The organism is Streptomyces asoensis (assembly GCF_016860545.1).
Classification (GTDB): domain Bacteria; phylum Actinomycetota; class Actinomycetes; order Streptomycetales; family Streptomycetaceae; genus Streptomyces; species Streptomyces asoensis.
In genome coordinates this window covers 1,978,915-2,001,772 of sequence record NZ_BNEB01000003.1, presented here as the reverse complement: position 1 = coordinate 2,001,772, position 22,858 = coordinate 1,978,915, and the positions used below count along the sequence as shown (strand labels likewise).

Genomic DNA, 22,858 nt, shown 5'->3' with positions numbered 1-22,858 from the left:
GGGGGTGCCGGGCCGTCTCGGGACACAGACCGTCATTCGAATGGCCGAGGTAAGGCGACCCTTACAGCCGTAGGGTTGATCCGTGGCGGACCTTCGGGAAGGCCCGCCGGGACAGCCACCTCGAGGGAGGTCCAGTTCAGTGACCAGTCAGGTCAGCAGTCCAGCGGAACAGGCCGACGGAGTCGACGGAACCGACGGGTCCGTCGTGGGAGAACAGCGCAAACCGGGCGGGACGAAGGACGTCCGTCGTCTCGACCGGGTGATCATCAGGTTCGCGGGCGACTCCGGTGACGGAATGCAGCTCACCGGCGACCGTTTCACCTCGGAGACCGCGTCGTTCGGCAACGACCTCTCCACCCTGCCGAACTTCCCCGCCGAGATCCGCGCCCCCGCCGGCACCCTGCCCGGCGTCTCCTCGTTCCAGCTGCACTTCGCCGACCACGACATCCTCACACCGGGCGACGCGCCCAATGTGCTGGTCGCGATGAATCCGGCGGCACTCGCGGCCAACGTCGCCGACCTGCCACGCGGCGCGGAGATCATCGTCAACACGGACGAGTTCACCAAACGGGCGATGCAGAAGGTGGGGTACGCGGCCTCGCCGCTGGAGGACGGCTCCCTCGACGGCTACCAGCTCCACCCGGTCCCGTTGACCACCCTGACCGTCGAGGCACTCAAGGAATTCGACCTCAGCCGCAAAGAGGCCGAGCGCAGCAAGAACATGTTCGCGCTCGGCCTCTTGTCGTGGATGTACCACCGGCCCACCGAGGGCACGGAGAAGTTCCTGAGGTCGAAGTTCGCGAAGAAGCCCGAGATCGCGGCCGCCAACCTCGCCGCTTTCCGTGCCGGGTGGAACTTCGGGGAGACGACCGAGGACTTCGCCGTCAGCTACGAGGTCGCCCCGGCCGCGAAGGCGTTCCCCGTCGGCACCTACCGGAACATCTCCGGGAACCTGGCGCTGGCGTACGGGCTGATCAGCGCGTCCCGGCAGGCCGATCTGCCGTTGTTCCTGGGGTCGTACCCGATCACGCCGGCCTCCGACATCCTGCACGAGCTGAGCAGACACAAGAACTTCGGCGTGCGGACGTTCCAGGCGGAGGACGAGATCGCCGGGATCGGGGCGGCCCTGGGGGCGGCCTTCGGGGGGTCCCTCGCCGTCACGACCACGTCGGGGCCGGGGGTCGCGCTGAAGAGCGAGACCATCGGGCTCGCGGTCTCGATGGAACTGCCCCTGCTGATCGTGGACATCCAGCGGGGCGGGCCGTCGACCGGTCTGCCGACCAAGACCGAGCAGGCAGATCTGCTCCAGGCGATGTTCGGACGCAACGGCGAGGCGCCGGTGCCGATCGTCGCGCCCCGCACGCCGGCCGACTGCTTCGACGCGGCCCTGGAGGCGGCCCGGATCGCGCTGACGTACCGCACGCCGGTGATGCTGCTGTCCGACGGCTATCTCGCCAACGGTTCGGAGCCGTGGCGGATCCCCGAACTCGACGAGCTGCCGGACCTGACCGTGCAGTTCGCCCAGGGGCCCAACCACACGCTGACCGACGGCACCGAGGTCTTCTGGCCGTACAAGCGTGATCCGCAGACCCTCGCCCGGCCGTGGGCGGTCCCGGGGACGCCGGGGCTGGAGCACCGCATCGGCGGGATCGAGAAGGAGGACGGGACCGGGAACATCTCCTACTCCCCGGCCAACCACGACTTCATGGTCCGCACCCGCCAGGCCAAGGTCGACGGGATCGCCGTCCCCGATCTGGAGGTCGACGATCCGCACGAGGCGGACACCCTGGTGCTCGGCTGGGGTTCCACCTACGGGCCGATCACCGCCGCGGTACGGCGGCTGCGCACCGCGGGAGAGACGATCGCGCAGGCGCACCTGCGGCACCTGAACCCGTTCCCGCGCAATCTGGGCGCGGTGCTGAAGAGCTACGACAAGGTCGTCGTCCCCGAGATGAACCTCGGCCAGCTCGCCCTGCTCGTACGGGCGAAGTACCTGGTCGACGCGCATTCGTACAACCAGGTCAACGGCATGCCGTTCAAGGCGGAGCAGCTCGCCGCGGCGCTCAAGGAGGCCATCGATGGCTGAGACGTCCAGGGAAGGCGCGGGCACGGTCGAGGCGCTCTCGCTCGTCCCCAAGGCCGAGGGCCGGCAGTCCATGAAGGACTTCAAGTCCGACCAGGAAGTGCGCTGGTGCCCCGGCTGCGGTGACTACGCGATCCTCGCCGCCGTCCAGGGCTTCATGCCGGAGCTGGGCCTGGCCAGGGAGAACATCGTCTTCGTGTCGGGCATCGGCTGCTCGTCGCGCTTCCCGTACTACATGAACACGTACGGCATGCACTCCATCCACGGGCGGGCGCCGGCGATCGCGACCGGTCTGGCCGCCTCACGGCGGGACCTGAGCGTGTGGGTGGTCACCGGCGACGGCGACGCGCTGTCCATCGGCGGCAACCATCTGATCCACGCCCTGCGGCGGAACGTGAACCTGAAGATCCTGCTGTTCAACAACCGGATCTACGGGCTGACCAAGGGCCAGTACTCGCCCACCTCCGAGGTCGGGAAGATCACCAAGTCGACGCCGATGGGATCGCTCGACGCGCCGTTCAACCCCGTGTCGCTGGCGATCGGCGCGGAGGCGTCGTTCGTGGCGCGGACCATCGACTCGGACCGCAAGCACCTGACGGAGGTGCTGCGCCAGGCCGCCGCCCACCCCGGCACCGCGCTGGTGGAGATCTACCAGAACTGCAACATCTTCAACGACGGCGCGTTCGAGGTGCTGAAGGACCGGCAGTCGGCCGAGGAGGCGGTGATCCGGCTGGAGCACGGGCAGCAGATCCGCTTCGGCGCGGACCGCGCGCGGGGCGTGGTGCGCGACCCGGCCACGGGTGACCTGCGGGTCGTCACGGTGACCCCGGAGAACGAGGCGGACGTCCTGGTCCACGACGCGCACGCCGCGTCCCCGACCACCGCCTTCGCGCTGTCCCGGCTGGCCGATCCGGACACCCTGCACCACACCCCGATCGGCGTGCTGCGCTCGGTCGAACGGCAGGTGTACGACACCCAGCTGGCGGACCAGCTGGACGCGGCCATCGACCAGCACGGCAAGGGCGATCTGGCGGCGCTGCTGGCGGGCGGCGACACCTGGACGGTCGTCGGCTGACACGAAGGGCGCCCGTGCGAGGACCGCACGGGCGCGTACGCCCCCTCGGCGCCCGTCGCGGGCATCCGCCGGGGGCGCCCACCCGGAGCGCACACCGGGGGCGCGCACGCCGGTGGGCGCGCACCCGTCCGGGCGTCCGCTGCGGGCGACCGTCCGACCGTCACCGCCGGGTCGGCGGGCGAGGTCACGAGGTCCGGGGGTGCGGCTCCCGGGCCTCGTCGTAGGCCCGGCGGGCCCGCTGCACGTCCGGCATCCGGGTGTGCGTCCACAGGGCCAGCGCGCGCACCTGCTCCGCCGCCTCCCGGCCGAGGCCGGTCAGGGAGTAGTCGACGCGCGGAGGGATCACCGGCTTGGCGTCGCGGTGCACCAGGCCGTCGCGTTCGAGGGTCTGGAGGGTCTGCGCGAGCATCTTCTCGCTGACGGGCCGGCCCGGTCCGCTGACCGCGCTGACCGCCCGGCGCAGTTCGCTGAACCGGTACGAGCGGCTCAGCAGCTCGATCAGCACCAGGACACCCCACCGGCTGGTGACGTGCTCGAGGACCAGCCGGTGCGGGCACATGCCCTCGGCCTCGGAGAACGCGAGCGGATCCACCGGGGCGACCTGTTCACTTACCGTCATGCCAGTACCTTACTTCAAAGTGGGTACTTTCTTTCGGTAAGTGCAGCTTCTAGGGTCGGAGACAGACCCGCAGACCCCCACAAGGAGTTGCTGAGCCATGAGCATCGTCGTCACCGGAGCCACCGGACACCTCGGCCGTCACGTCGTCGAGCAGTTGCTGGAGAAAGTTCCGGCGGAGCAGATCACGGCCGTCGTCCGCGACGAGGCCAAGGCCGCCGACTTCGCGGCCCGCGGCGTGCAGCTCGCCGTCGCCGACTACAACGCCCCCGAGACCTTCGGCAGTCTCTTCGCCTCCGGCGACAAGGTGCTGCTGATCTCGGGCAACGAGTTCGACAAGGGCCGCCCGGCCCAGCACCAGGTCGTGATCAACGCCGCGAAGGCGGCCGGCGTCGCGCTGCTCGCGTACACCAGCGCGCCGGGCTCGCTGAGCGCGGCGCTGGCGGACGACCACCGAGCGACCGAGCGGGCGCTGCTCGCCTCCGGCCTGCCCTACACGCTGCTGCGCAACGGCTGGTACCACGAGAACTACACCGAGAACCTCGCGCCGGTGCTGGAGCACGACGCCGTCGTGGCCGCCGCCGGGGAGGGCCGGGTCTCCTCCGCCTCCCGCGCCGACTACGCGGCCGCCGCCGTCGCCGTGCTGACCGGCGAGGGCCACGAGAACAAGACGTACGAGCTGGGCGGCGACGAGGCGTGGAGCTTCGCCGAGTACGCGGCCGAGCTGAGCCGGCAGACCGGCAAGAAGATCGCCTACAACGCCGTCCCGGGCGAGGTGCTCGTCGGCATCCTGACCGGCGCCGGGCTGCCCGAGGCGTTCGCCGCCATCCTGGCCGGCGTCGACGCGTCGATCGAGAAGGGCGAGCTCGTCGTGTCCAGCGGCGACCTGTCCCGGCTGGCGGGCCGTCCGACCACACCGCTCGCCGAGGCGATCACGGCCGCGCTCAAGGGCTGACAAGGGGCGGGCACTCCCCCGCGGCTCTCCCCCGCGGGGCCTCGCACCGCGCGCCCGGCACCCCCGCGCCACACCACCCCCGGCTGTCATGACCGTATGGCGATACGGACATGACAGCCGGGGGTGTCCGGCGTTACCTTCGTCCACGCATGTCTGACGTGAGCAAGGAGGGGCCCGTGGCCGGGACATCCAAGGGTGAGGGCCGCATAGGCCTGCTGAACGGTCTCGCGGCCTACGGGATGTGGGGGCTCGTCCCCCTCTTCTGGCCGCTGCTCAAGCCGGCCGGAGCGACCGAGATCCTGGCCCACCGCATGGTGTGGTCCCTCGTCTTCGTGGCCGCCGCGCTGCTCGTCGTACGACGCTGGGCCTGGGCCGGCGAGCTGCTGCGCCAGCCGCGCCGGCTGGGACTCGTCGTGATCGCCGCCGCCGTCATCACCGTGAACTGGGGCGTCTACATCTGGGCCGTGAACAGCGGCCACGTCGTCGAGGCGTCCCTCGGGTACTTCATCAACCCGCTGGTCACCATCGCGATGGGCGTGCTGATCCTCAAGGAACGGCTGCGGCCGACGCAGTGGGCGGCGGTCGGCGTCGGCGTCGCCGCGGTGCTCGTCCTGGCCATCGGGTACGGCCGTCCGCCGTGGATCTCCCTCGTCCTCGCCTTCTCGTTCGCCACCTACGGGCTGGTGAAGAAGAAGGTCGACCTCGGCGGGGTCGAGTCGCTGGCCGCCGAGACCGCCGTCCAGTTCCTGCCCGCGCTGGCCTACCTGCTGTGGCTGGGCGCGCACGGCGACCTCACCTTCGCGACCGGGGGCCCCGGACACGCGGCGCTGCTCGCCTCCACCGGCATCGTCACCGCGATTCCCCTGGTCTGCTTCGGCGCGGCGGCGATCCGCGTGCCGCTCTCCACGCTGGGGCTGCTCCAGTACCTGGCGCCCGTCTTCCAGTTCCTGCTCGGCGTCGTCTACTTCCACGAGGCCATGCCGGCCGAGCGCTGGGCCGGGTTCGCGCTGGTGTGGCTGGCGCTGGTGCTGCTCACCTGGGACGCGCTGCGCACCTCGCGCCGGTCGGCCCGCGCGCTCGGCCCCAGGGCCGCCCGGTCCGCCGGGCCCGTGGAGCCCACCGGCGGGACCGAGGGGACCGGGGTCCCGGAGCCCGTGGGCGCCGCGGCGGCCGCCGTGCCCGGCGGCGCCTGCGACCTGCCCGGCATCGCCGACATGCCCGGCGCCCCGGTCGCGGAGGCGGGCACCGCTCCCCTCCCGAAGCCGTAGATCCACCGGCACCGCCGGGGTGGCCGGACGGCGGCCGACGGCGACCGCGGGAGCCGGCCGCTCACGGCGTGGGGGCCGCCCGACCCGGGCGGGGCTGCTAGAAGTGACCGCATGACCGAGACATCAGGAGTACCCGAGGCACGGCCCGCGCCCGTCCACTGGAAGCTCGTGGTCGACTGCGCCGACCCCCATGCCCAGGCCGATTTCTGGGCCGGCGCGCTGCACTACGAGGTCGAGGACAACAGCGCGCTCGTCGAGCGGCTGCTGGAACTCGGCGCACTGCCGGGGGCGGCGACGGTGGAGTTCCACGGCCGCCCGGCGTTCCGCGATCTGATCGCCGTACGCCACCCCGACGACCCGTACGACCCCGACAGCGGGACCGGGCTGGGACGGCGGCTGCTGTTCCAGCGGGTGCCGGAGGCGAAGACGGTCAAGAACCGGCTCCATCTCGACCTGCACCCCGGGGCGGAACTGCGCGCCGCCGAGGTCGGGCGGCTGACGGCGCTCGGGGCGAGCGTGCTGCGGGAGGTGCGGGAGCCGTCCGGGCAGTGGGTGGTCATGACGGACCCGGAGGGCAACGAGTTCTGCGTGCACTGAGAGGGGGGCTCCGGTAGGTGAACCCGCTGTCCGGATAGCGCTCTTGACGGAATGTTGGCCACGGCTTCACCATCCAGTCACCCCAATCACTGTGGATTACCTGTGGGCGCCCAGGTGTTCGACGGGCGCCCATGGTTGTCCCCCCTGGAATTCGGAGCCCCCCACCATGAAGCTCCCCGTTTCCGGGCGCGCGACGGCCACCGCCGTCCTCGCGGCCGCCACCCTGCTCACCACCGGGTCCATAGCCGGGGCGGCGCCCGCCCCCGAGTCCGCGACGATCGCCGCCGCTCCCGACATCCCGGTGGCCAACGTCAAGGCGCACCTGACCCAGCTCCAGTCCATCGCCACCGCCAACGGCGGCAACCGGGCGCACGGCCGGACCGGCTACAAGGCGTCGCTCGACTACGTGAAGGCCAAGCTGGACGCCGCCGGCTACACCACCACCGTCCAGCAGTTCACGTCGTCCGGCCGCACCGGCTACAACCTCGTCGCCGACTGGCCCGGCGGGGACACCAACAAGGTCCTCATGGCCGGCTCCCACCTGGACTCCGTGACGGCCGGGGCCGGGATCAACGACAACGGCTCCGGCTCCGCGGCCGTCCTGGAGACGGCACTCGCCGTGGCCAGAGCCGGCTTCCACCCCACCAAGCACCTGCGGTTCGGCTGGTGGGGCGCTGAGGAACTCGGCATGGTCGGCTCCCGGTACTACGTCAACAACCTCTCCTCGGCCAACCGGGCCCGCATCACCGGCTACCTCAACTTCGACATGATCGGCTCGCCGAACCCCGGCTACTTCGTCTACGACGACGATCCGACCATCGAGAAGACCTTCAAGGACTACTTCGCCGGCGTCGGCATTCCCACGGAGATCGAGACCGAGGGCGACGGCCGGTCCGACCACGCCCCGTTCAAGAGCGCGGGAGTGCCGGTGGGCGGCCTGTTCAGCGGCGCCGACTACATCAAGACGGCGGCGCAGGCGGCCAAGTGGGGCGGCACGTCAGGACGGGCGTTCGACCGCTGCTACCACTCGTCCTGCGACACCACGGCGAACATCGACGACACTGCCCTGGACCGCAACGCGGACGCCGTCGCGTACGCCGTCTGGGCCCTGTCCTCCTGACCGGCCGGCGCGCACCCGGCTGACCGGCCCGCGCGCACCCGGCCGACCGCTCGTGCCGCTACCCGCCCGCCTTACGGGCGCGGGCGGCCAGCCGGAGCATGCGCGCGCGGGCCGACTCCAGCTCTTCGACGTCGTCGGCGGCCGGACCCTCCTCGGTGGTGAGTTCCGTCCACAGGGCGAGGAGTTCGGTCCCCAGGTTCAGGCCCTGGAAGGGGTCGCGTACGGCACGCCAGGCCGAGGCCGCGCTCTGGACGTTGCCGTACGCGGCCTCCGCGTCCCCGGCCCGGCGGTGGATCCGGGTCAGGTCGAGGGAGACGTGGAAGGCGCGCAGCGGATCGCCCGCCAGATAGGCGATGTACGCCGTGAGTTCGCGCAGCCGGAGCACCTCGGGGTGTTCGGGGCCCAGTGTCGCGGACGCCTCCACCACGGTCCGCTCCGCGAGCGCGGCCGCGTCTTCCGTACGGCCCGAGCGCACGGCCTCGTTGATCCGCGCGTTCGGTTCCGCGAGGAGGGCCGGGCCGCTCCCGTCGCCGTGCAGGGTGCGGGGGTCGTCCCCGAGCACCGCCTCGGCGATGGCGTCGAAGCCGCGGGCGGGCGCGGGCTTGGTACCCGGGTCGGGTTCGAAGGCCGCGTCGGGGACGAGGCCCTCGGGGAGCAGGGGCATGAGCGCGGGACCGGTGCCGGTACCGCTCACCGGGGCGGGCGCGGGAACCGGGAGCGGAAGCGGGACGGGGGCGGGGATCGGGCTCGGGGCGGAAGCGGTGGCCCTGGGTGGCGTGGGGACGGAGGTGCCGGTGGTGTTGTCCGGGGCCGGCCGCTCGTCCATCGACGGGGGCGGGCCGAAGACGCCCGTGGGCGCGATGACCGTCCCCGGAGGCAGGGTGCCTTCCCCGTGGGAGGCCGGCCGCGGTGCCCGGTCCGCATCCGGGTCGGACAGCGCGCGCATCCGGAAGGTCGGGGCCGAGTCCCCCGCCGCCGGGTCCGGCACCTGGCGCAGGAGATGCGTGGCCTCGTCGCGCTCCACCCGAACGGGTGACTCGTCGTCGACGAAATCCGGCGCGTCCACGAACGCGGGCCCGTCGGCGAACTCCGAGACGTCCGTGAACGCCGAGACGTCCTCGAACTCCGAGACGTGCGTGAAGGCGGGCGCCTCCGGGAACGCGGGCGCGTCGGCGAACGCGGGCGCGGGCGCGTCGGACGGCGCCGGACCGGCGGCAGGCGCGGGAAGGCCCGCGGGGGGTGCGGGAGCGGCGGGGGCGGGATCGGCCGGGCCCTGCGGGGCCGGGGCCGCGACCGGTGCCGTCTGTGCCGTCTCCTCACGGGGCGCCGATGCCGCCGCGGGCAGCCGCGAGGGTTCCCCCGTGAAGTGGCTGGAGCCGTCCGGGTCCACGCGCAGGGCGACGACGTAGCCGATGCGCTCGTCGTGGACCGTGGCGCACACCGGATGCCCGGTGGCGAGGGCGATGCGGTGCAGGTGGCTCAGAACGGCGCGCTGGATCTCCTCGCCGTCGGCCGCCACGACGGGTACGCCGCCCATCGTCGCGGTCCCGCCCGTGCGGACGTGGACGTCGAGCGGTGCCACCACGCCGGCCGTACGGTCGGCGTGCTTCTGTTCCCGCTTCTTCTCGCGGCTGAGTCGAGACATCGGTTCCTCACTCGGATGCGTCGTCACGATCCGGTCGTCCAGGTACGCGTACGTGTACACGTACTGTTGAGTCTCTCCGAGCACTCCCGGTCCGCGCGTCACCACGACGTCACAGCCTCGTTCCAGGAACCCACGCGCCGCTTTCCGCGGCGGCCGCGGGACCGCCAGGATCGGGGGCGTCCCGGAGGGACGGCGACGACTGGGAGGAACGCGGGTCATGGGGACGACGGACGGGCGGCGCGGACCGGAGATCTGGATCCGCGGGCCGGTGGCCGCACCCGATCCGGTCCCGGTGCCGTACGCCGCCGTGGCCACGCCCCGGCGGTTCTCCTGGGTGTCCACGCACGGCGGGGCCGGTGGCTCCACGCTCGCGGCGGTCTACGGCGGCCGGGACTGCGGACGCGGGTGGCCCGGTGCCGGTGATCCCCCGTCCGTGCTGCTGGTGGCGCGGACCCATGCGGCCGGGCTGGCGTCCGCCCTGCGGGCCGTCGAGTCCTTCCGGCGCGGCGAGGCACCGCACGGGCTCGACCTGGACGCGGTGGTCCTCGTCGCCGACGCGCCCGGCAGGCTTCCCCGGGAGCTCGTCCGGCAGGTGCGCGTGATCGAGTCCGTCATCGACGTGTACCGCGTCCCGTGGGTGACCGACTGGCGCCTCGGTGACCTGGGCGGGAACCCGCCCCGTGAGACGGCGCCGCTGTCCCGGCTCACCGGGACCCGCTGAGCTGGGCGGGACCCGGTTCCCCCGGTGGCCGCCCGCCGTGGAGCTCGCCGCGGCCGTGCGGACGGGTTCACCGTCGGCCGTGGAGGTGGTCGGCGAGGCACTCGGACGGATCGAGCGGTTCGACCGCTTCCTGTGCGCCTTCGCCGAGGTGTGGGACGAGCGGGCGCGGGCGTGGGCGCGTGAGGTCGACGGGCGGGTCGCCGCGGGCGAGTGGCTGCCGCTGGCCGGGGTGCCGATCGGCGTCAAGGGACGTCACGGGTTGCGCGCGGCAGCCCCGCTGGTCGCCGCCGGATGCGTGCCGGTGGGGGCGACCGCCGTACCCGGTCCCGGCACCCCCTGGCAGACCTGGGGCCTCGGCGCGCACGGGCGCACGGTGAATCCGTGGCGCCCCGACCGCACGCCGGGCGGCTCCTCGGCGGGGTCCGCCGCCGCGGTGGCCGCCGGACTGGTCCCCCTGGCGACCGGCAGCGACGGGGCGGGCTCGGTGCGGATCCCGGCCGCGTGGTGCGCGGTCATCGGCCTGAAGACCACCAACCCGCGGGCGCCGTCCGGGCCCGCGGTACCGGCCGCCTCCCGGGACCGTACGGGGCTGGCGGCGCCCGGTGTGCTCGTCCGCCACGCGGTCGACGCCGAGGCCTACCTCCTGGCCATGACCGCGGCACGGGCACCGATACCGGTGCCGGCCTTGCCTCCGGCTCCGGCTCCGGCTCCGGCTCCGGCTCCGGCTCCGGGTGGCGCGTCCCCGCCCCTCGCCGTCTTCTCCGCCGGTCTCGGATTCGTCGATCCCGACCACGGTCCGCTCGCCCTGGCCCGTGCCGCGGCCGGCCGTCTCGCCGAGGCCGGTGCCGTCCGGACGGCGCCGGCTCCCGCGCCGCCCCGGCTGGCCGACCCCGCCGCGGCCTGGCTCGCGCTGCGCACCCCGGGCTCGGACACGCGGTCCGCGGAACGCGTCCGTGACGTCAACGACCGGGTGCTGGCCGGCTTCTTCGCCCACGCCGACCTGCTGCTGACCCCGACCACCCCCCACGCGGCACACGGCCACGAAGGACCGGGCGACCGCTACTCGACGGCGCTCACCTGGGCGTTCAACCTGAGCGGCCACCCGGCGATCAGCGTCCCGGCGGGGGTCGGCGCCGACGGGTGCCCGGTGGGCCTCCAGATCGTCGCGGCGCACGGCGGGGAATCGGCCCTGCTGGCCGCGGCCCGAGCCGTGCGGCCCGGCGCGTAGTCCGGCGTGCGGCACGGGCGGGGAGCCCGGCGTGCGGTCCGGCGTGCGGTCCGGCGTGCGAAGGACCCCTGCCTAAAGGTTGCGCACGCATATAATGCAGGTGCAGAATATCGTCGTACGCCGACTACCTGGGGGACCGGATCATGAGCCGTCGCAGTTTCCTGTTCGTGCTGGGCAGCAGCCGCCCGGACGGCAACACCGAGTCGCTGGCCCGCGCCGCCGCCGAGCAGTTGCCCGCCGACGTCGGGCAGACGTGGATCAGCCTGCTCCAGCACCCGCTGCCCGACTTCGAGGACCAGCGGCACGACGCCGACCGCGTCCGGCCCACCGAGGGCGCCGAGGCACTGCTGCTCGACGCCACGCTCGCCGCGACCGACATCGTGATCGTCTCGCCGCTGTACTGGTACTCGGTGTCCGCCCAGACCAAGCGCTACCTGGACCACTGGGCGGGCTGGCTGCGCACCCCCGGCCTCGGCTTCAAGGAGAGGCTCGCCGGGCGCACCCTCTGGGGCGTCACCGCCCTCGCGGACGACCAGCCGGTGGTCGCCGATCCCCTCGTCGGCACGCTCCACAACTCCGCCGCCTACCTGGGGATGTCGTTCGGCGGGGTCCTGCTCGGCAACGGCAGCAAGCCCGGTGACGTCCTCGGGGACACGCAGGCGCTGACGCGCGCGAAGACGTTCTTCGCCCAGGAGGCCCCGCCGGCCCGCTTCCTGTACGACGGCTGACCCCGCACCCCGCCGCGCGGGGCCGCTATGCCGTGACGTCCCTCGTCGTGAAGCGGGCCCAGGCCGCCGAGCCGAAGACGGCCGCGTACAGGACCTGGAGGCCCAGGTTCTTGCGCAGGTCCTCCCAGTAGACGGGTTCGCGCATCAGGTCGGCGAAGGACAGCCAGTGGTGCGAGAAGAAGTACGGCTGGATCGCGTGCAGTTGGGGGATCTGGTCGAGGATCTGGACGGTGATCAGCAGACCCACCGTCGTGGCCATCGCCGCGATGCCGCTGCCGGTGAGCGTGGAGACGAACAGTCCGAGGGCCGCGACGCCGGTCAGCGAGGCCGCGACGACCAGGGCGATCAGGAACGCGCGCAGCAGCCCGTCGCCGAAGCCGATCCGGGTGCCGGAGATCGTCGTCAGGTCACCCAGCGGGAACAGCAGCGCTCCGACGGTCAGTGCCGAGACGGCGACCACGAGGGTGGCGACCAGGCAGAAGACCATGACGGTCGCGTACTTGGCCAGCAGCAGGCGGGTCCGCCCGGCGGGGGCGACCAGGAGGTAGCGGAGGGTGCCCGCGTTGGCCTCTCCGGCGATCGAGTCGCCCGCGATCACACCGATCGCCATCGGCAGGAAGAACGGCAGGGTCACGGCCAGCGCGGTGAAGACCAGGAAGAGGCCGTTGTTGGTGACCTGGGAGATGAACGCCGGCCCCTCGCCACCGCCCCCACCGCCTCGGCCGCCCGGCGAGCCGTCGTTCGTCTCGATCTTCACGGCGATGCCGACCAGGACCGGCACGGCCGCGAGCACGCCGAGCAGCGCCAGGGTCCGCCAGCGCCGGAAGGTGGTCAGCAGCTCGCTGCGCAGCAGCCCGAACGTCCAGGTCCAGGACCGGGGCCGGGACGGATCCGCCGGGCGGGCCGCCGGAGTCGTCCCGTCACCGTCCGCCTTCGCCACCTGGTCAACCCGCGACATCGAATCCCTCTCCCGTGAGAGCCACGAACGCGTCCTCCAGGGAGGCCCGCTCGACGGCGAAGCCGCGGACGCGGACGCCCGCGGTGACCAGTGCGGCGTTCAGGTCGGCGAGATCGCGGTCCGCGGGCGGGACCTCGGCGCTCACCCGGTCCTCGCCCGGTACGACGTCCTCCGCGCCCTGCTCCTTCAGCACCCGGGCGGCGTCCGCCGGATCCGGGGTCATGACCACCAGGCGGCCGCGGGTGCCCGCCGCGAGGTCGGCCACCGGACCCTGGACGAGGAGCCTGCCCTGGGCCATCACCGCCGCGTGCGTGCACACCTGCTCGATCTCGTCGAGCAGGTGCGAGGAGAGGAAGACGGTCGTGCCCTCCGCGGCCAGTTCCCGCACCAGCGAGCGGATCTCCCGCATGCCCTGCGGGTCCAGGCCGTTGGTCGGCTCGTCGAGGACGAGCAGCCGGCGGGGCTGGAGCAGTGCGGCGGCGAGGCCCAGCCGCTGTTTCATCCCGAGGGAGTACGCCTTCGCCTTCTTTCCGGCGGCGGCGGTCAGTCCCACCCGCTCCAGCGCCGCCGTGACCCTGACCCGCCGGGTGCGCGGGTCGGCGGTCGGGTCGGCGGCGTCGTAGCGCAGCAGGTTGTCGCGGCCGGAGAGGAAGCCGTAGAGCGCGGGACCCTCGATGAGCGTCCCGACGTGGGGCAGTACGGCGCGCGCGGCGCGCGGCATGGGCTGCCCCAGGACGCGGGCCGAGCCCGCCGTGGGTTCGATGAGCCCCATCAGCATGCGGATGGTGGTGGTCTTGCCGGAGCCGTTGGGGCCGAGGAAGCCGAAGACGCTGCCCGCCGGGACGGTCAGGTCGAGACCGTCGACGGCTAGCTGTCCGCCGCGGTAGCGCTTGGTGAGGCCGTGGGTACGGATGACGGCGTCGTCGTCCTCGGGCTCCGTCACTGACTCCCCCATCGGCCTCACCGTTCTTCGGGACCTCGTCGTGTCCGGCGCCTACTTCGCCGCGTCCGCCGCCTTCACCAGGGCGTCCTTGGTGACCGCACCGGCGTAGATCTTGCCGTCGTCCGTGATCAGGGCGTTGATCAGGCGGGTGGAGAAGACGGTGCCGGAGCCGAACCTGCCGGTCACCTTGTCGCCGAAGGAGCCGAGGAAGCCGCCGAGGTCGCCGCCGGCCGCGGCGCCCGAAGGCACGCCCTCGCCGCCGGTGTCGAAGGTGGCGACGGACGTCCAGCCCTCGCCGAGGACTTCGAGACCCTCGAGGCCGGCCGGGCCCTGGAGATCCTTGTCGAGGTCGCCGGGCTTGCCGGAGCGGCCGGGCGCGGTCCCGTCGGCCTTGCGCTCGCCCACCCCGCCGGTCTCGTCGCCGCCCTCGGTGACCTTGGCGCCCTTGGGCGCGGTGAAGTCGAAGGTGGACGCGGCGGGCTTGGTGAAGTCCACCTGGGTGAAGCCCGCGTCCACGACGGCGGCGCCGCCGCTCGCCGGGGTGAGGGTGAACTTCAGCGGCAGGCCGGTCTTCGCGTCCACGGCCACGCTGATCGCGCCGACCGTCGAACCGGACTGCTTCGGCTTCACCAGCAGCTTGTAGGCGTCGCGGCCGGCGACCTGGACGGTGCCGTCGACGGTCACGGACGTCGTGTCGTCGACCGCCTTGAGCGCGTCCTCGGTGAGGTCCTTGGGCGTGGCGGGCACGGGGGTCCGCGCCGTGCCGGAACCCTCGCCTGCGCTCTTGTCGACGGTGGAGTGGTAGACCTCGTTGGAGGCGCTGTCGTAGCCCCACAGGTTCGTGCCGTTGTGGATGACGCTGTATTCGGCGGCGTTCTCCAGCAGCGAGAGCTTCTGGCGGTCGGGGCCGTCGGCGGCGACGCGCAGGGTGTGCGTGCCCGCGGCGAGTTCGGTGAGCTTGGCGGACGGGTCGGCGGACGAGCCGTCGCCGCCCTTCCCGGTGGCCCCGGACAGCAGGCCGCTCTCCAGACCGCCGAGGTCCGGCAGCCCGAGATCGGTGGTGATCTTCACCGTTCCGGACAGCTGCTGCACGTCCGACGCGGCGATCTTGTCGAGGAGCTGCTGTGCGGTGATCTTCGGCAGGTCGGGGTCGCCGGAGTCGGCGAGCGCGGGGACCAGCCCGATCGTCGCCGCCGCGACACCGATCACGGTGACCGGGACGATGTACCGGGCCGCCTTGCGCCGTCCGAGGCGCAGGTCGTCGGCCTCGCCGCCGGTCGGCCCGCCACCGGTCGTGGTGTCGTCGGATGCCTTCGGTGCCATGTGTGCCTTACCTCCGTCGTCGGCGGCGGCTGGTCATCTCACGGTTGAACGTCCCCACCCCAAGCCGCCATTCTCACCCGAATCGGTGAGGAGTGGTGTTTTCCTTGGTTCCCATCTGACCAAATCAGACACGGGCAAGCGTCAGCCCGAGGACTCAACTCCGCATACGCCTGCGGTATGACACGAGGAGGACGGGGCGGGGGCCGACCCGTAGGGGTCACGACCGGCCCGTAGGGGTCACGGGCCGCCGGGGCACCGGCGGCGACCCGACGGCGGCGGCGACCCGACGGCGGCGGCGACCCGACGGCGGCCGCACCTCGGGGAGGGCGGCCGCGGCCGTCAGCCGGCCCGGTGGACCACCGCGTCGCAGAGTTCCATCAGCGCCGCCTTCGCGTCGCACTCCCGCAGCGGCGCCAGCGCGGACCGCGCCTCCTTGGCGTAGCGCACGGTGTCCCGGCGGGCCTGCTCCAGCGCCGGGTGGGCGCGGAGCGCCTCCAGCGCCTCGGTGTGCCGGGCGTCGTCGCTGAGGTCGGAGTCGAGCAGCTCGCACAGGGCGATGTCCTCGGGCAGCGACAGCCGTGCCGCCCGCTCCCGCAGCCGCAGCACGGGCAGGGTGGGAACGCCCTCGCGCAGGTCCGTCCCCGGGGTCTTGCCCGACTCGTGGGAGTCGGAGGCGATGTCCAGGACGTCGTCCGCCAGCTGGAAGGCGACGCCGAGGCGCTCCCCGTACTGGGTCAGCACGTCGACGACCGTCTCGTCGGCGCCCGACATCATCGCCCCGAACCGGCACGCCACCGCCACGAGCGACCCCGTCTTGCCGCCGAGGACGTCGAGGTAGTGGTCGACCGGGTCGCGCCCGTCCGTCGGCCCGGCCGTCTCCAGGATCTGGCCGGTGACCAGGCGCTCGAAGGCCTCGGCCTGCACCCGCACCGCCTCGGGTCCGAGGTCGGCCAGGATGTGGGAGGCGCGCGCGAAGAGGAAGTCGCCCGTGAGGACGGCGACGGAGTTGCCCCAGCGGCTGTTCGCGCTGGACACGCCGCGGCGCACGGCCGCCTCGTCCATCACGTCGTCGTGGTAGAGCGTGGCCAGGTGGGTCAGCTCCACGACGACGGCCGAGGGCACGACGCCCGGCGCGTACGGGTCGCCGAACTGGGACGCGAGGACCACGAGCAGCGGCCGGAACCGCTTCCCGCCCGCTCGCACGAGATGCTGTGCGGCCTCCGTGATGAACGGGACGGCGCTCTTGGTGGCCTCGAGCAGGCCTTCCTCGACAGCCGTCAATCCGGCCTGGACATCGGCTTCCAGAGCCTGGTCCCGCACGCTCAGCCCGAACGGCCCGACGACGGTCACGAGGGGTCTCCTGTCTGCTGGTGTCTTCCGGCGATTACGCGGTTTGTCGATAGGTCTCTGCCATCACTCAAGTCAGCGTATCCGGTCACGTTTCGATCACCGATAGCCCCCACGTCCACCGGGCTCGAATGGGCTCGCCCGGGAGGCGCTCCGCAGGCCAGGCGGTTTCGGATCACGCCCGATTTGTTTTTGATCAGCTCACATGAACGTACATGGACAGAATTGCCGGGAACCGGCGATTCATGTCCGGCGAGAGGTGCGGCGCGAGGGCCGACACCGGGCCCGACGGGGCACGGCGTGAGGCTCGGCGCCGAGTCCGACGGGGGCCCGGCGTGAGGCTCGGCGCGGGGCCCGGCTCGAGGGCCACGGCGTGAGGCTCGGCGCGGGGCCCGGCTCGAGGGCCACGGCGTGAGGCTCGGCGCGGGGCCCGGCTCGAGGGCCGTAACCGGGTCCTGGGCGGGCCCGGCGCGGGGCCCGGCGCCGAGGGCCGACGTAAGGCCCGGCGTGAGGCCCGGCGTACGGCCCGGGCGGGGCCCGGCACTGGATCCGGCGCGGGGCCCGGCGTGAGATCCGGCGTGAAGCCCGGCGGCGGGGCGGCCGACGGGCCGGCGATTCCCGCCCACCCCCTCCCCCTGCCCCCTCCTCCCCCTCGCCCCCTTGCGCGTGACGACGGTCACGCGCATTTCCGGACACCTCTCCCGGGCGGCCGCCTCCGCCGGCCCGGCCTCGAGACCCGGATCGTGCCGCCGCCCCATCCGCAGTGCTTTGCAGATGAGTTGGGATGAATGCCCGATTAGCCCCTCTTGTGGACGCTGGTGAGTTGGCTCACTCCGGCGCCCGCCCCACCCTCCCCCAAACCTTCACCGATCCTCCGCACCCCTCAAGCAAGTTGAAGCTTTGCACCCACAAAGGATCAAGCACCCCATAGGCACCGGACCAAGGTCAATAGGGGTCAACTGTGAATCCGGCACTTGTTCCGGACATGTGCTCTCGCATACGTTCCCGGCCTGTCGGGCGGAACGCCGAATCCTGCCGCCGCCCGAACCACCCATCGAGAAACGCTCGGCAGGAGCGGGGGAACCAGGTAAGTCGCCGAAACGGACCTTACGGACGTGCTGGATGTATCAGGACGTTCCGAACGGCTCTGTCCGGCTTGGGGTGAAGTCGCGGCCGTCAGGCCGCGACCGGGCAACTCCCGCCCGAACCCGACAGCTCACCTCGCAGGCGAAGGAGAGGAATTCCGTCATGCCCGCTGCCGCCCAGCCGCGCCGCAACCGTCTCGTCCGCAAGCTCACCGTCGTCGCCACCGGCGCGGCCGTGCTCGCCCTCCCGCTCATCGGCGCGACCGGCGCCTCCGCCGCCACCCCGACCGTCGCCACCGCCACCAGCCTCGGCTACAGCAACAACCTCGACGGCTGGATCCGCGCCTCCCTCCAGGTCATGGGGCAGCACGGCATCCCGGGTACGTACAACGGCATCTACCGCAACGTCATCCGCGAGTCCTCCGGCAACCCCTACGCCATCAACCTGTGGGACTCCAACGCTGCCGCGGGCATCCCCTCCAAGGGTCTGCTCCAGGTCATCGACCCGACCTTCCGCGCCTACCACGTCTCCGGCACCTCGTGGGACTCCTACGACCCGGTCGCCAACATCACCGCCGCCTGCAACTACGCGGCCGACCGGTACGGCTCCATCGACAACGTGTTCAGCGCGTACTGACCTGCCCGTCGGTACCGTTCGGCGGACCGGTACCGACCCTCCCGCTCACGGGAACATCTGTTCGAGGACGACGGCCACGCCGTCGTCCTCGTTCGACGTGGTGACCTCGTCGGCCACCGCCTTGAGCTCCGGATGGGCGTTGGCCATGGCGACTCCCCGGGCCGCCCAGTCGAACATCGGGATGTCGTTCGGCATGTCCCCGAAGGCGATGGTGTCCTCGGGCCGCATGCCCAGACGCTCGGCGGCCAGGGCCAGCCCCGTCGCCTTGGTGATCCCGCAGGGCTGGAGCTCGACCGTGCCGGGCCCCGACATGGTGACGGTGGCCAGCGAACCGACCACCGAGCGGGCCGTCGCCGCCAACTCGTCGTCGGACAGGGCGGGATGGCGCAGCAGCACCTTGCTGATCGGCTCGCACCACAGGTCGTCGCGCCGGCCGACGCGCAGGGCCGGCAGCGTCGGGTGCGGCATCCGGTAGCCCGGTTCGATGAGCGTGAGCCCGTCGACACCGTCCTGGTCCACGGCCGCGTACAGCTGCCCGACCTCCGCCTCGATCTTGCCGAGCGCGTTCTCGGCGAGCTCCCGGTCCAGGGTGACGGACCACAGCAGACGGTCCGCGCCGGCGTCGTACAGCTGCGCGCCCTGTCCGCAGACCGCGAGACCCCTGCTGTGCATGCGCTCGAGCAGCGGTCGCACCCGGGGCGCGGGGCGTCCCGTCACCACCAGATGGCGTGCCCCGGCCGCCGCCACCCGCGCGAGCGCGTCGAGCGACCGGTCGGAGAACGTGTCGTCGCCGCGGAGCAGCGTGCCGTCCAGGTCGGTGGCGATGAGGGAGTACGCGGTGCGCGCGGCATATGCGGTGGGTGCGGCCATGATCAGAGAATACGGATCCCACGCCCCCCTGGTTCGACGTGAACCGGACGACGGCCGGTCCTGTCCTGTTCTGCCAACTCCCCTTGTGCGCATGGCTTTGTACGACTGAGTGGGGACCCCTCGGGACTGCCTGACCCGCACCCGCAACCGGCCCCTCCCTTCTCCCCCTCCCTTCTCCTCTCTTCTCCTCTCTTCTCCGCGGGGTGGTCGCGCCGGTCCCGGCCCCCGTGTCGCTTCCGCGGTGTCGGCCGTAACGTGTGGCGCGGCCCGGCGCACCCGGCGCGCCACCCGCCCGGGGCCCGTCGAGCCCGACATGGCGAGCACCAAAGAGCGCACGAAAGAGAGGCAGTACCCGATGCCCCCCTTCGACCTTCCCGAGGGCGATCCCTTCGGTCCGCACAACCTCCCCTACGGTGTCTTCTCCCTCCCGGGCTCCACGGAGCGCACCGTCGGCGTCCGGCTCGGCGACCACGTGCTCGACGCGGGCGCCGCGGCCCGCGCGCTCGGCTCGCCGCACGTCGGCCTGCTTGCCGCGCCGACGCTGGACCCGCTGCTGGCGGCCGGCCGGACGACCTGGTCGCAGGTGCGCCGCGCCCTGACCGAGTGGGTCACCGAGCCCGCCCACCGCAGCACCGTGGAACCGCTTCTCCACCCGCTCTCCGGTGTGACCCTGCACCTGCCCTTCCAGGTCGCCGACTACGTCGACTTCTACTCCTCGGAGCACCACGCCCGGAACGCGGGAGCGATCTTCCGCCCGGACGCCGGGGACACCCTCCTGCCCAACTGGAAGCATCTGCCGATCGGTTACCACGGCCGGGCCGGCACGGTCGTGGTCTCCGGCACGGACGTCGTGCGTCCGTCGGGCCAGCGCAAGGCGCCCGCCGACCCGGCGCCGGTCTTCGGCCCGTCCGTGCGGCTCGACATCGAGGCGGAGGTCGGCTTCGTCGTCGGCGTGCCCTCGCGGCAGGGCGACCCGGTGGCGCTGACCGACTTCCGCGAGCACGTGTTCGGGCTCTGCCTGCTCAACGACTGGTCGGCCCGCGATCTCCAGGCGTGGGAGTACGTCCCGCTCGGCCCGTTCCTCGCCAAGTCGTTCGCCACGTCCGTGTCGGCGTGGATCACCCCGCTGGAAGCCCTGGAGGACGCGCGGGTGGCGCCCCCGGAGCGGACCCACCCCCTGCTGCCCTATCTGGACGACGCGAGCACCGAACCCGCCGGTTACGACCTGCGCATCTCCGTCGCGCTGAACGGCCGCGTGATCTCCGAGCCCCCCTTCGCCGGCATGTACTGGACGGCGGCCCAGCAGCTCGCCCACCTCACGGTCAACGGCGCCTCGCTGCGCACCGGGGACCTGTACGGCTCCGGCACGGTGAGCGGGCCGGAGCCGCACGAGCGCGGTTCCCTGCTGGAACTGACCTGGAACGGCCGCGACCCGCTGGAGCTGCCCGACGGCAAGCGCACGTTCCTGGAGGACGACGACGTGGTGACCCTGTCGGCGTGGGCCCCCGGCCCCGGCGGCGCACGGGTGGGGCTGGGCGAGGTGAGCGGACGTGTGGTCCCGGGCCGCGCCGACGGCTGAACCCGGCGGCGGACCGCCCCGGGCGACGACGGATCGGGGTGCCTTCTCGGGCTGACTCCCGGGGTAACCGCCGTCATACTGGCGACGGGCACGGTCTTCGGGCCGAGCCCGCCGCCTGCGGCGGTCCGCCCACCTCCGGGTACGGGGCGGACCATCCGCGCGCATGTGGCGCCCGCCCCCTTCCCGACCAGGATCCGGAGCCCACGGCATGACCCTCTGCCTGCTCCTGCTGAGCGTCGTCGCTCTGTCCGCCGCCGTGCCGGTCCCGCGTGCGCTGACCCGGTCCTCGTGGCCCGAGCGGGAACCGGTGCTCGGGCTGTGGGTGTGGCAGTGCCTGGTCGCCACGGTGCTGCTGTGCTGTCTGACCGCCCTGACGCTGGGCGCCGCCGCCGTGTTCCACACCGTCCGTGCCCGGGTCTTCGCCCCCGCGCCGCCCGGGGTGTCGCAGGCGTACGACCTCTCCGCCGCCCCGCCGTGGGCCGCGGCCCTGACCCTGCTGCTGGCCTGCGGGGCCGCCTGGACGACCGCGATGCTGGCCCGGGAGCTCTTCGACGCCCGCCGGCGCCGCGGCCAGGCCAGGGCGCACCTGCGCGAACGCGCCCCCGACCTGCCCGCCGGGCTGCCGTCCGCCCGGGGCCCGCTGCTGGTCCTGGAGGACGAGTACCCCGACGCCTGGTGGATGCCGGGCAGCCCGCCCCAGCTGATCGTGACGACCGGCGCCCTGCACCGCCTCACCTCCCACCAGCTGGACGCCGTCCTCACCCACGAGCGCGGCCATGCCCGCGCCCACCACGACTGGCTGCTCCACCTGTCGACAGCCCTTGCCACCGGCTTCCCCCGCGTTCCGCTCTTCTCCCACTTCTGCGACCAGACCCACCGCCTGGTCGAACTCGCCGCCGACGACACAGCGTCCCGCCGCTGCGGTCACCTGACGACGGCGCTCGCCCTGATCGAGCTGAACCAGCACCGGGGCGTCCTGTCCTGCGCCTCCAGCCACCGTCTCCTGGGCGAGCGCGTCGACCGCCTGCTCCAGCCGCCCCCGCGCCTGCTCCGCCGGCAGCGGGCGCTGACCACGACGGTGGCCACGCTGGTGCCCCTGCTGCCGCTGCTGATCACCTTCGCCCCGGGACTCACCGCGCTGTCCTGACCTGGCAGATCTTGTGCGGGCCGGCCCTGTCCTCGCAGGTCAGCGCCGCGTCTGACGTGCCGGCAGGTGGCGCAACACTCCGGCAACACCGCTTTTCCTACCGGCTCGCTATGGTTCGAAACATGCCACCCACCGACCGCATCCGGGACCACGCCGGCCAGGGCGCGACCACCGTCGCCGCCCACCGCGCGCGTCGTCGGCTGCGTGCGGACCAGGCACGTCAGCTGGCCGATCTGCTGCGCCGCCAGCTGCTCACCGACGGTTTCCCGGACGGCACGCTCCCCCACGAGTCGACCCTCGCGGCGGACTACCGCGCCTCCCGCAACACCGTCCGCCAGGCCCTCGACCTCCTGCGGGCGGAGGGGCTCGTCGCACGCCTGCCGGGCGTGGGCACCGTCGTGGTGGCGCAGAAGTACCCGCACGGCCTGGACCGTCTGATGGGTCTCGCGGAGACCCTGCACGAGCACGGCCGGGTCACCAACGAGGTCCGCACGATGGGCCCCGTCGCCGCACCCGCCCCGGTGGCCGACCGCCTCCACGTACCGCCCGGCACCGACGTGCTCTACATCGAACGCCTGCGCCGCCTGGGTGGCATCCCCCTCTCCCTCGACCTCACCTACCTCCCGCTCGACATCGGCACCGCCCTGCTCGGCGCCGACCTGGAGAACACCGACGTCTTCCGCCTGCTGGAAGCCGTCACCGGACAGCGCCTCGGACAGGCCGAGATCACCCTCGAGGCGGTGACCGCGGACGCCCACTCCGCCGCCGTGCTGGAGGCACCGCGCGGCGCGGCCGTCCTGATGCTCGAACGCCTCACCCACCTCGCCGACGGCCGCCCGGTGGATCTGGAGTTCATCCGCTTCCGCGGGGACCGCATCTCGATGAGCGGCCTGCTGCACCGCTCCCTCTGACCTCCCTCCCCGGCGGTACGGC

Annotated in this window: 20 protein-coding genes and 1 riboswitch; of the genes, 13 read left to right on the top strand and 7 right to left on the bottom strand. The window is 72.8% G+C overall.

The features are described from left to right. The first annotated feature begins 139 nt into the window (after positions 1-139). The gene (locus Saso_RS21600) at positions 140-2,086 is read left to right on the top strand and encodes a 2-oxoacid:acceptor oxidoreductase subunit alpha (protein WP_189925359.1); all 1,947 of its coding nucleotides are present in this window, start codon (positions 140-142) and stop codon (positions 2,084-2,086) included. Beyond that, positions 2,079-3,158 (top strand): 2-oxoacid:ferredoxin oxidoreductase subunit beta, encoded by a 1,080-nt coding sequence (locus Saso_RS21595; RefSeq protein WP_189925361.1) that lies wholly within the window; start codon positions 2,079-2,081, stop codon positions 3,156-3,158. The genes Saso_RS21600 and Saso_RS21595 overlap by 8 nt, the downstream gene beginning before the upstream one ends. A 184-nt stretch (positions 3,159-3,342) precedes the next feature. Here the strand turns inward: Saso_RS21595 and Saso_RS21590 are convergent, their stop codons facing one another. Next, the gene (locus tag Saso_RS21590) at positions 3,343-3,777 is read right to left on the bottom strand and encodes a winged helix-turn-helix transcriptional regulator (protein WP_189925363.1); all 435 of its coding nucleotides are present in this window, start codon (positions 3,775-3,777) and stop codon (positions 3,343-3,345) included. A gap of 97 nt (positions 3,778-3,874) precedes the next feature. Between Saso_RS21590 and Saso_RS21585 the strand changes: the two genes are divergently transcribed. The 4 genes from Saso_RS21585 (at position 3,875) to Saso_RS21570 (ending at position 7,714) form a co-directional block, all read left to right on the top strand. Beyond that, on the top strand, positions 3,875-4,729 hold the full coding sequence (locus tag Saso_RS21585; protein ID WP_189925365.1) for an SDR family oxidoreductase: 855 nt from the start codon (positions 3,875-3,877) through the stop codon (positions 4,727-4,729). A gap of 176 nt (positions 4,730-4,905) precedes the next feature. Continuing rightward, positions 4,906-5,997 carry an EamA family transporter RarD gene (gene rarD, locus Saso_RS21580; protein WP_189925367.1) on the top strand — a complete coding sequence of 364 codons (1,092 nt, stop codon included), beginning with the start codon at positions 4,906-4,908 and terminating at the stop codon, positions 5,995-5,997. A 111-nt stretch (positions 5,998-6,108) separates the two neighbouring features. Continuing rightward, positions 6,109-6,594: a VOC family protein gene (locus tag Saso_RS21575; RefSeq protein ID WP_189925369.1), complete on the top strand. Its 486-nt coding sequence runs from the start codon at positions 6,109-6,111 to the stop codon at positions 6,592-6,594. 166 nt (positions 6,595-6,760) lie between these two features. Next, positions 6,761-7,714, top strand: coding sequence for a M28 family metallopeptidase (locus Saso_RS21570; protein WP_189925371.1), 954 nt, complete (start codon positions 6,761-6,763; stop codon positions 7,712-7,714). A gap of 58 nt (positions 7,715-7,772) precedes the next feature. Here the strand turns inward: Saso_RS21570 and Saso_RS21565 are convergent, their stop codons facing one another. Further along, a complete protein-coding gene (locus tag Saso_RS21565; protein WP_189925373.1) occupies positions 7,773-9,359 on the bottom strand; it encodes a tetratricopeptide repeat protein in 1,587 nt (528 codons plus the stop codon). A 217-nt stretch (positions 9,360-9,576) separates the two neighbouring features. On the opposite strand from Saso_RS21565, the gene Saso_RS21560 reads away from it, so the two are divergent. The 3 genes from Saso_RS21560 (at position 9,577) to Saso_RS21550 (ending at position 12,036) form a co-directional block, all read left to right on the top strand. Then, positions 9,577-10,080 carry a hypothetical protein gene (locus Saso_RS21560; RefSeq protein WP_189925375.1) on the top strand — a complete coding sequence of 168 codons (504 nt, stop codon included), beginning with the start codon at positions 9,577-9,579 and terminating at the stop codon, positions 10,078-10,080. A gap of 37 nt (positions 10,081-10,117) precedes the next feature. Further along, positions 10,118-11,308, top strand: a complete 1,191-nt coding sequence (locus Saso_RS21555; RefSeq protein ID WP_189925377.1) for an amidase family protein — start codon at positions 10,118-10,120, stop codon at positions 11,306-11,308. Between the two features lie 143 nt (positions 11,309-11,451). Then, complete coding sequence (locus Saso_RS21550; protein WP_189925379.1) at positions 11,452-12,036, top strand: flavodoxin family protein; 585 nt, start codon at positions 11,452-11,454, stop codon at positions 12,034-12,036. 25 nt (positions 12,037-12,061) lie between these two features. On the opposite strand, the gene Saso_RS21545 is transcribed toward Saso_RS21550, so the two are convergent. The 4 genes from Saso_RS21545 to Saso_RS21530 form a co-directional block, all read right to left on the bottom strand. Continuing rightward, positions 12,062-12,994 (bottom strand): ABC transporter permease, encoded by a 933-nt coding sequence (locus tag Saso_RS21545; protein ID WP_189925381.1) that lies wholly within the window; start codon positions 12,992-12,994, stop codon positions 12,062-12,064. After that, positions 12,981-13,949, bottom strand: a complete 969-nt coding sequence (locus tag Saso_RS21540) for an ABC transporter ATP-binding protein (protein WP_189925383.1) — start codon at positions 13,947-13,949, stop codon at positions 12,981-12,983. Before Saso_RS21540 ends, Saso_RS21545 begins: the two co-directional genes overlap by 14 nt. A 39-nt stretch (positions 13,950-13,988) precedes the next feature. Then, entirely contained in the window at positions 13,989-15,260 is a 1,272-nt protein-coding gene (locus Saso_RS21535; protein WP_189925385.1) for a LolA family protein, read from the bottom strand. 339 nt (positions 15,261-15,599) lie between these two features. Beyond that, positions 15,600-16,610, bottom strand: a complete 1,011-nt coding sequence (locus tag Saso_RS21530) for a polyprenyl synthetase family protein (protein ID WP_189925387.1) — start codon at positions 16,608-16,610, stop codon at positions 15,600-15,602. A gap of 1,026 nt (positions 16,611-17,636) precedes the next feature. After that, positions 17,637-17,850: riboswitch (cyclic di-AMP (ydaO/yuaA leader) on the top strand. A 5-nt stretch (positions 17,851-17,855) separates the two neighbouring features. Here Saso_RS21530 and Saso_RS21525 point away from each other — a divergent pair. Further along, positions 17,856-18,329: a transglycosylase SLT domain-containing protein gene (locus tag Saso_RS21525; protein WP_189925393.1), complete on the top strand. Its 474-nt coding sequence runs from the start codon at positions 17,856-17,858 to the stop codon at positions 18,327-18,329. A gap of 45 nt (positions 18,330-18,374) precedes the next feature. On the opposite strand, the gene Saso_RS21520 is transcribed toward Saso_RS21525, so the two are convergent. Next, positions 18,375-19,199 (bottom strand): HAD family hydrolase, encoded by an 825-nt coding sequence (locus Saso_RS21520; protein ID WP_189925395.1) that lies wholly within the window; start codon positions 19,197-19,199, stop codon positions 18,375-18,377. 355 nt (positions 19,200-19,554) lie between these two features. Here Saso_RS21520 and fahA point away from each other — a divergent pair, with 355 nt between their 5' ends. The 3 genes from fahA (at position 19,555) to Saso_RS21505 (ending at position 22,836) form a co-directional block, all read left to right on the top strand. Next, positions 19,555-20,778 (top strand): fumarylacetoacetase, encoded by a 1,224-nt coding sequence (fahA, locus tag Saso_RS21515; protein ID WP_189925563.1) that lies wholly within the window; start codon positions 19,555-19,557, stop codon positions 20,776-20,778. A gap of 208 nt (positions 20,779-20,986) precedes the next feature. Beyond that, a complete protein-coding gene (locus Saso_RS21510) occupies positions 20,987-21,925 on the top strand; it encodes a M56 family metallopeptidase (protein WP_189925397.1) in 939 nt (312 codons plus the stop codon). Between the two features lie 122 nt (positions 21,926-22,047). Then, entirely contained in the window at positions 22,048-22,836 is a 789-nt protein-coding gene (locus Saso_RS21505) for a GntR family transcriptional regulator (protein WP_189925399.1), read from the top strand. The last annotated feature ends 22 nt before the right edge of the window (positions 22,837-22,858 follow it).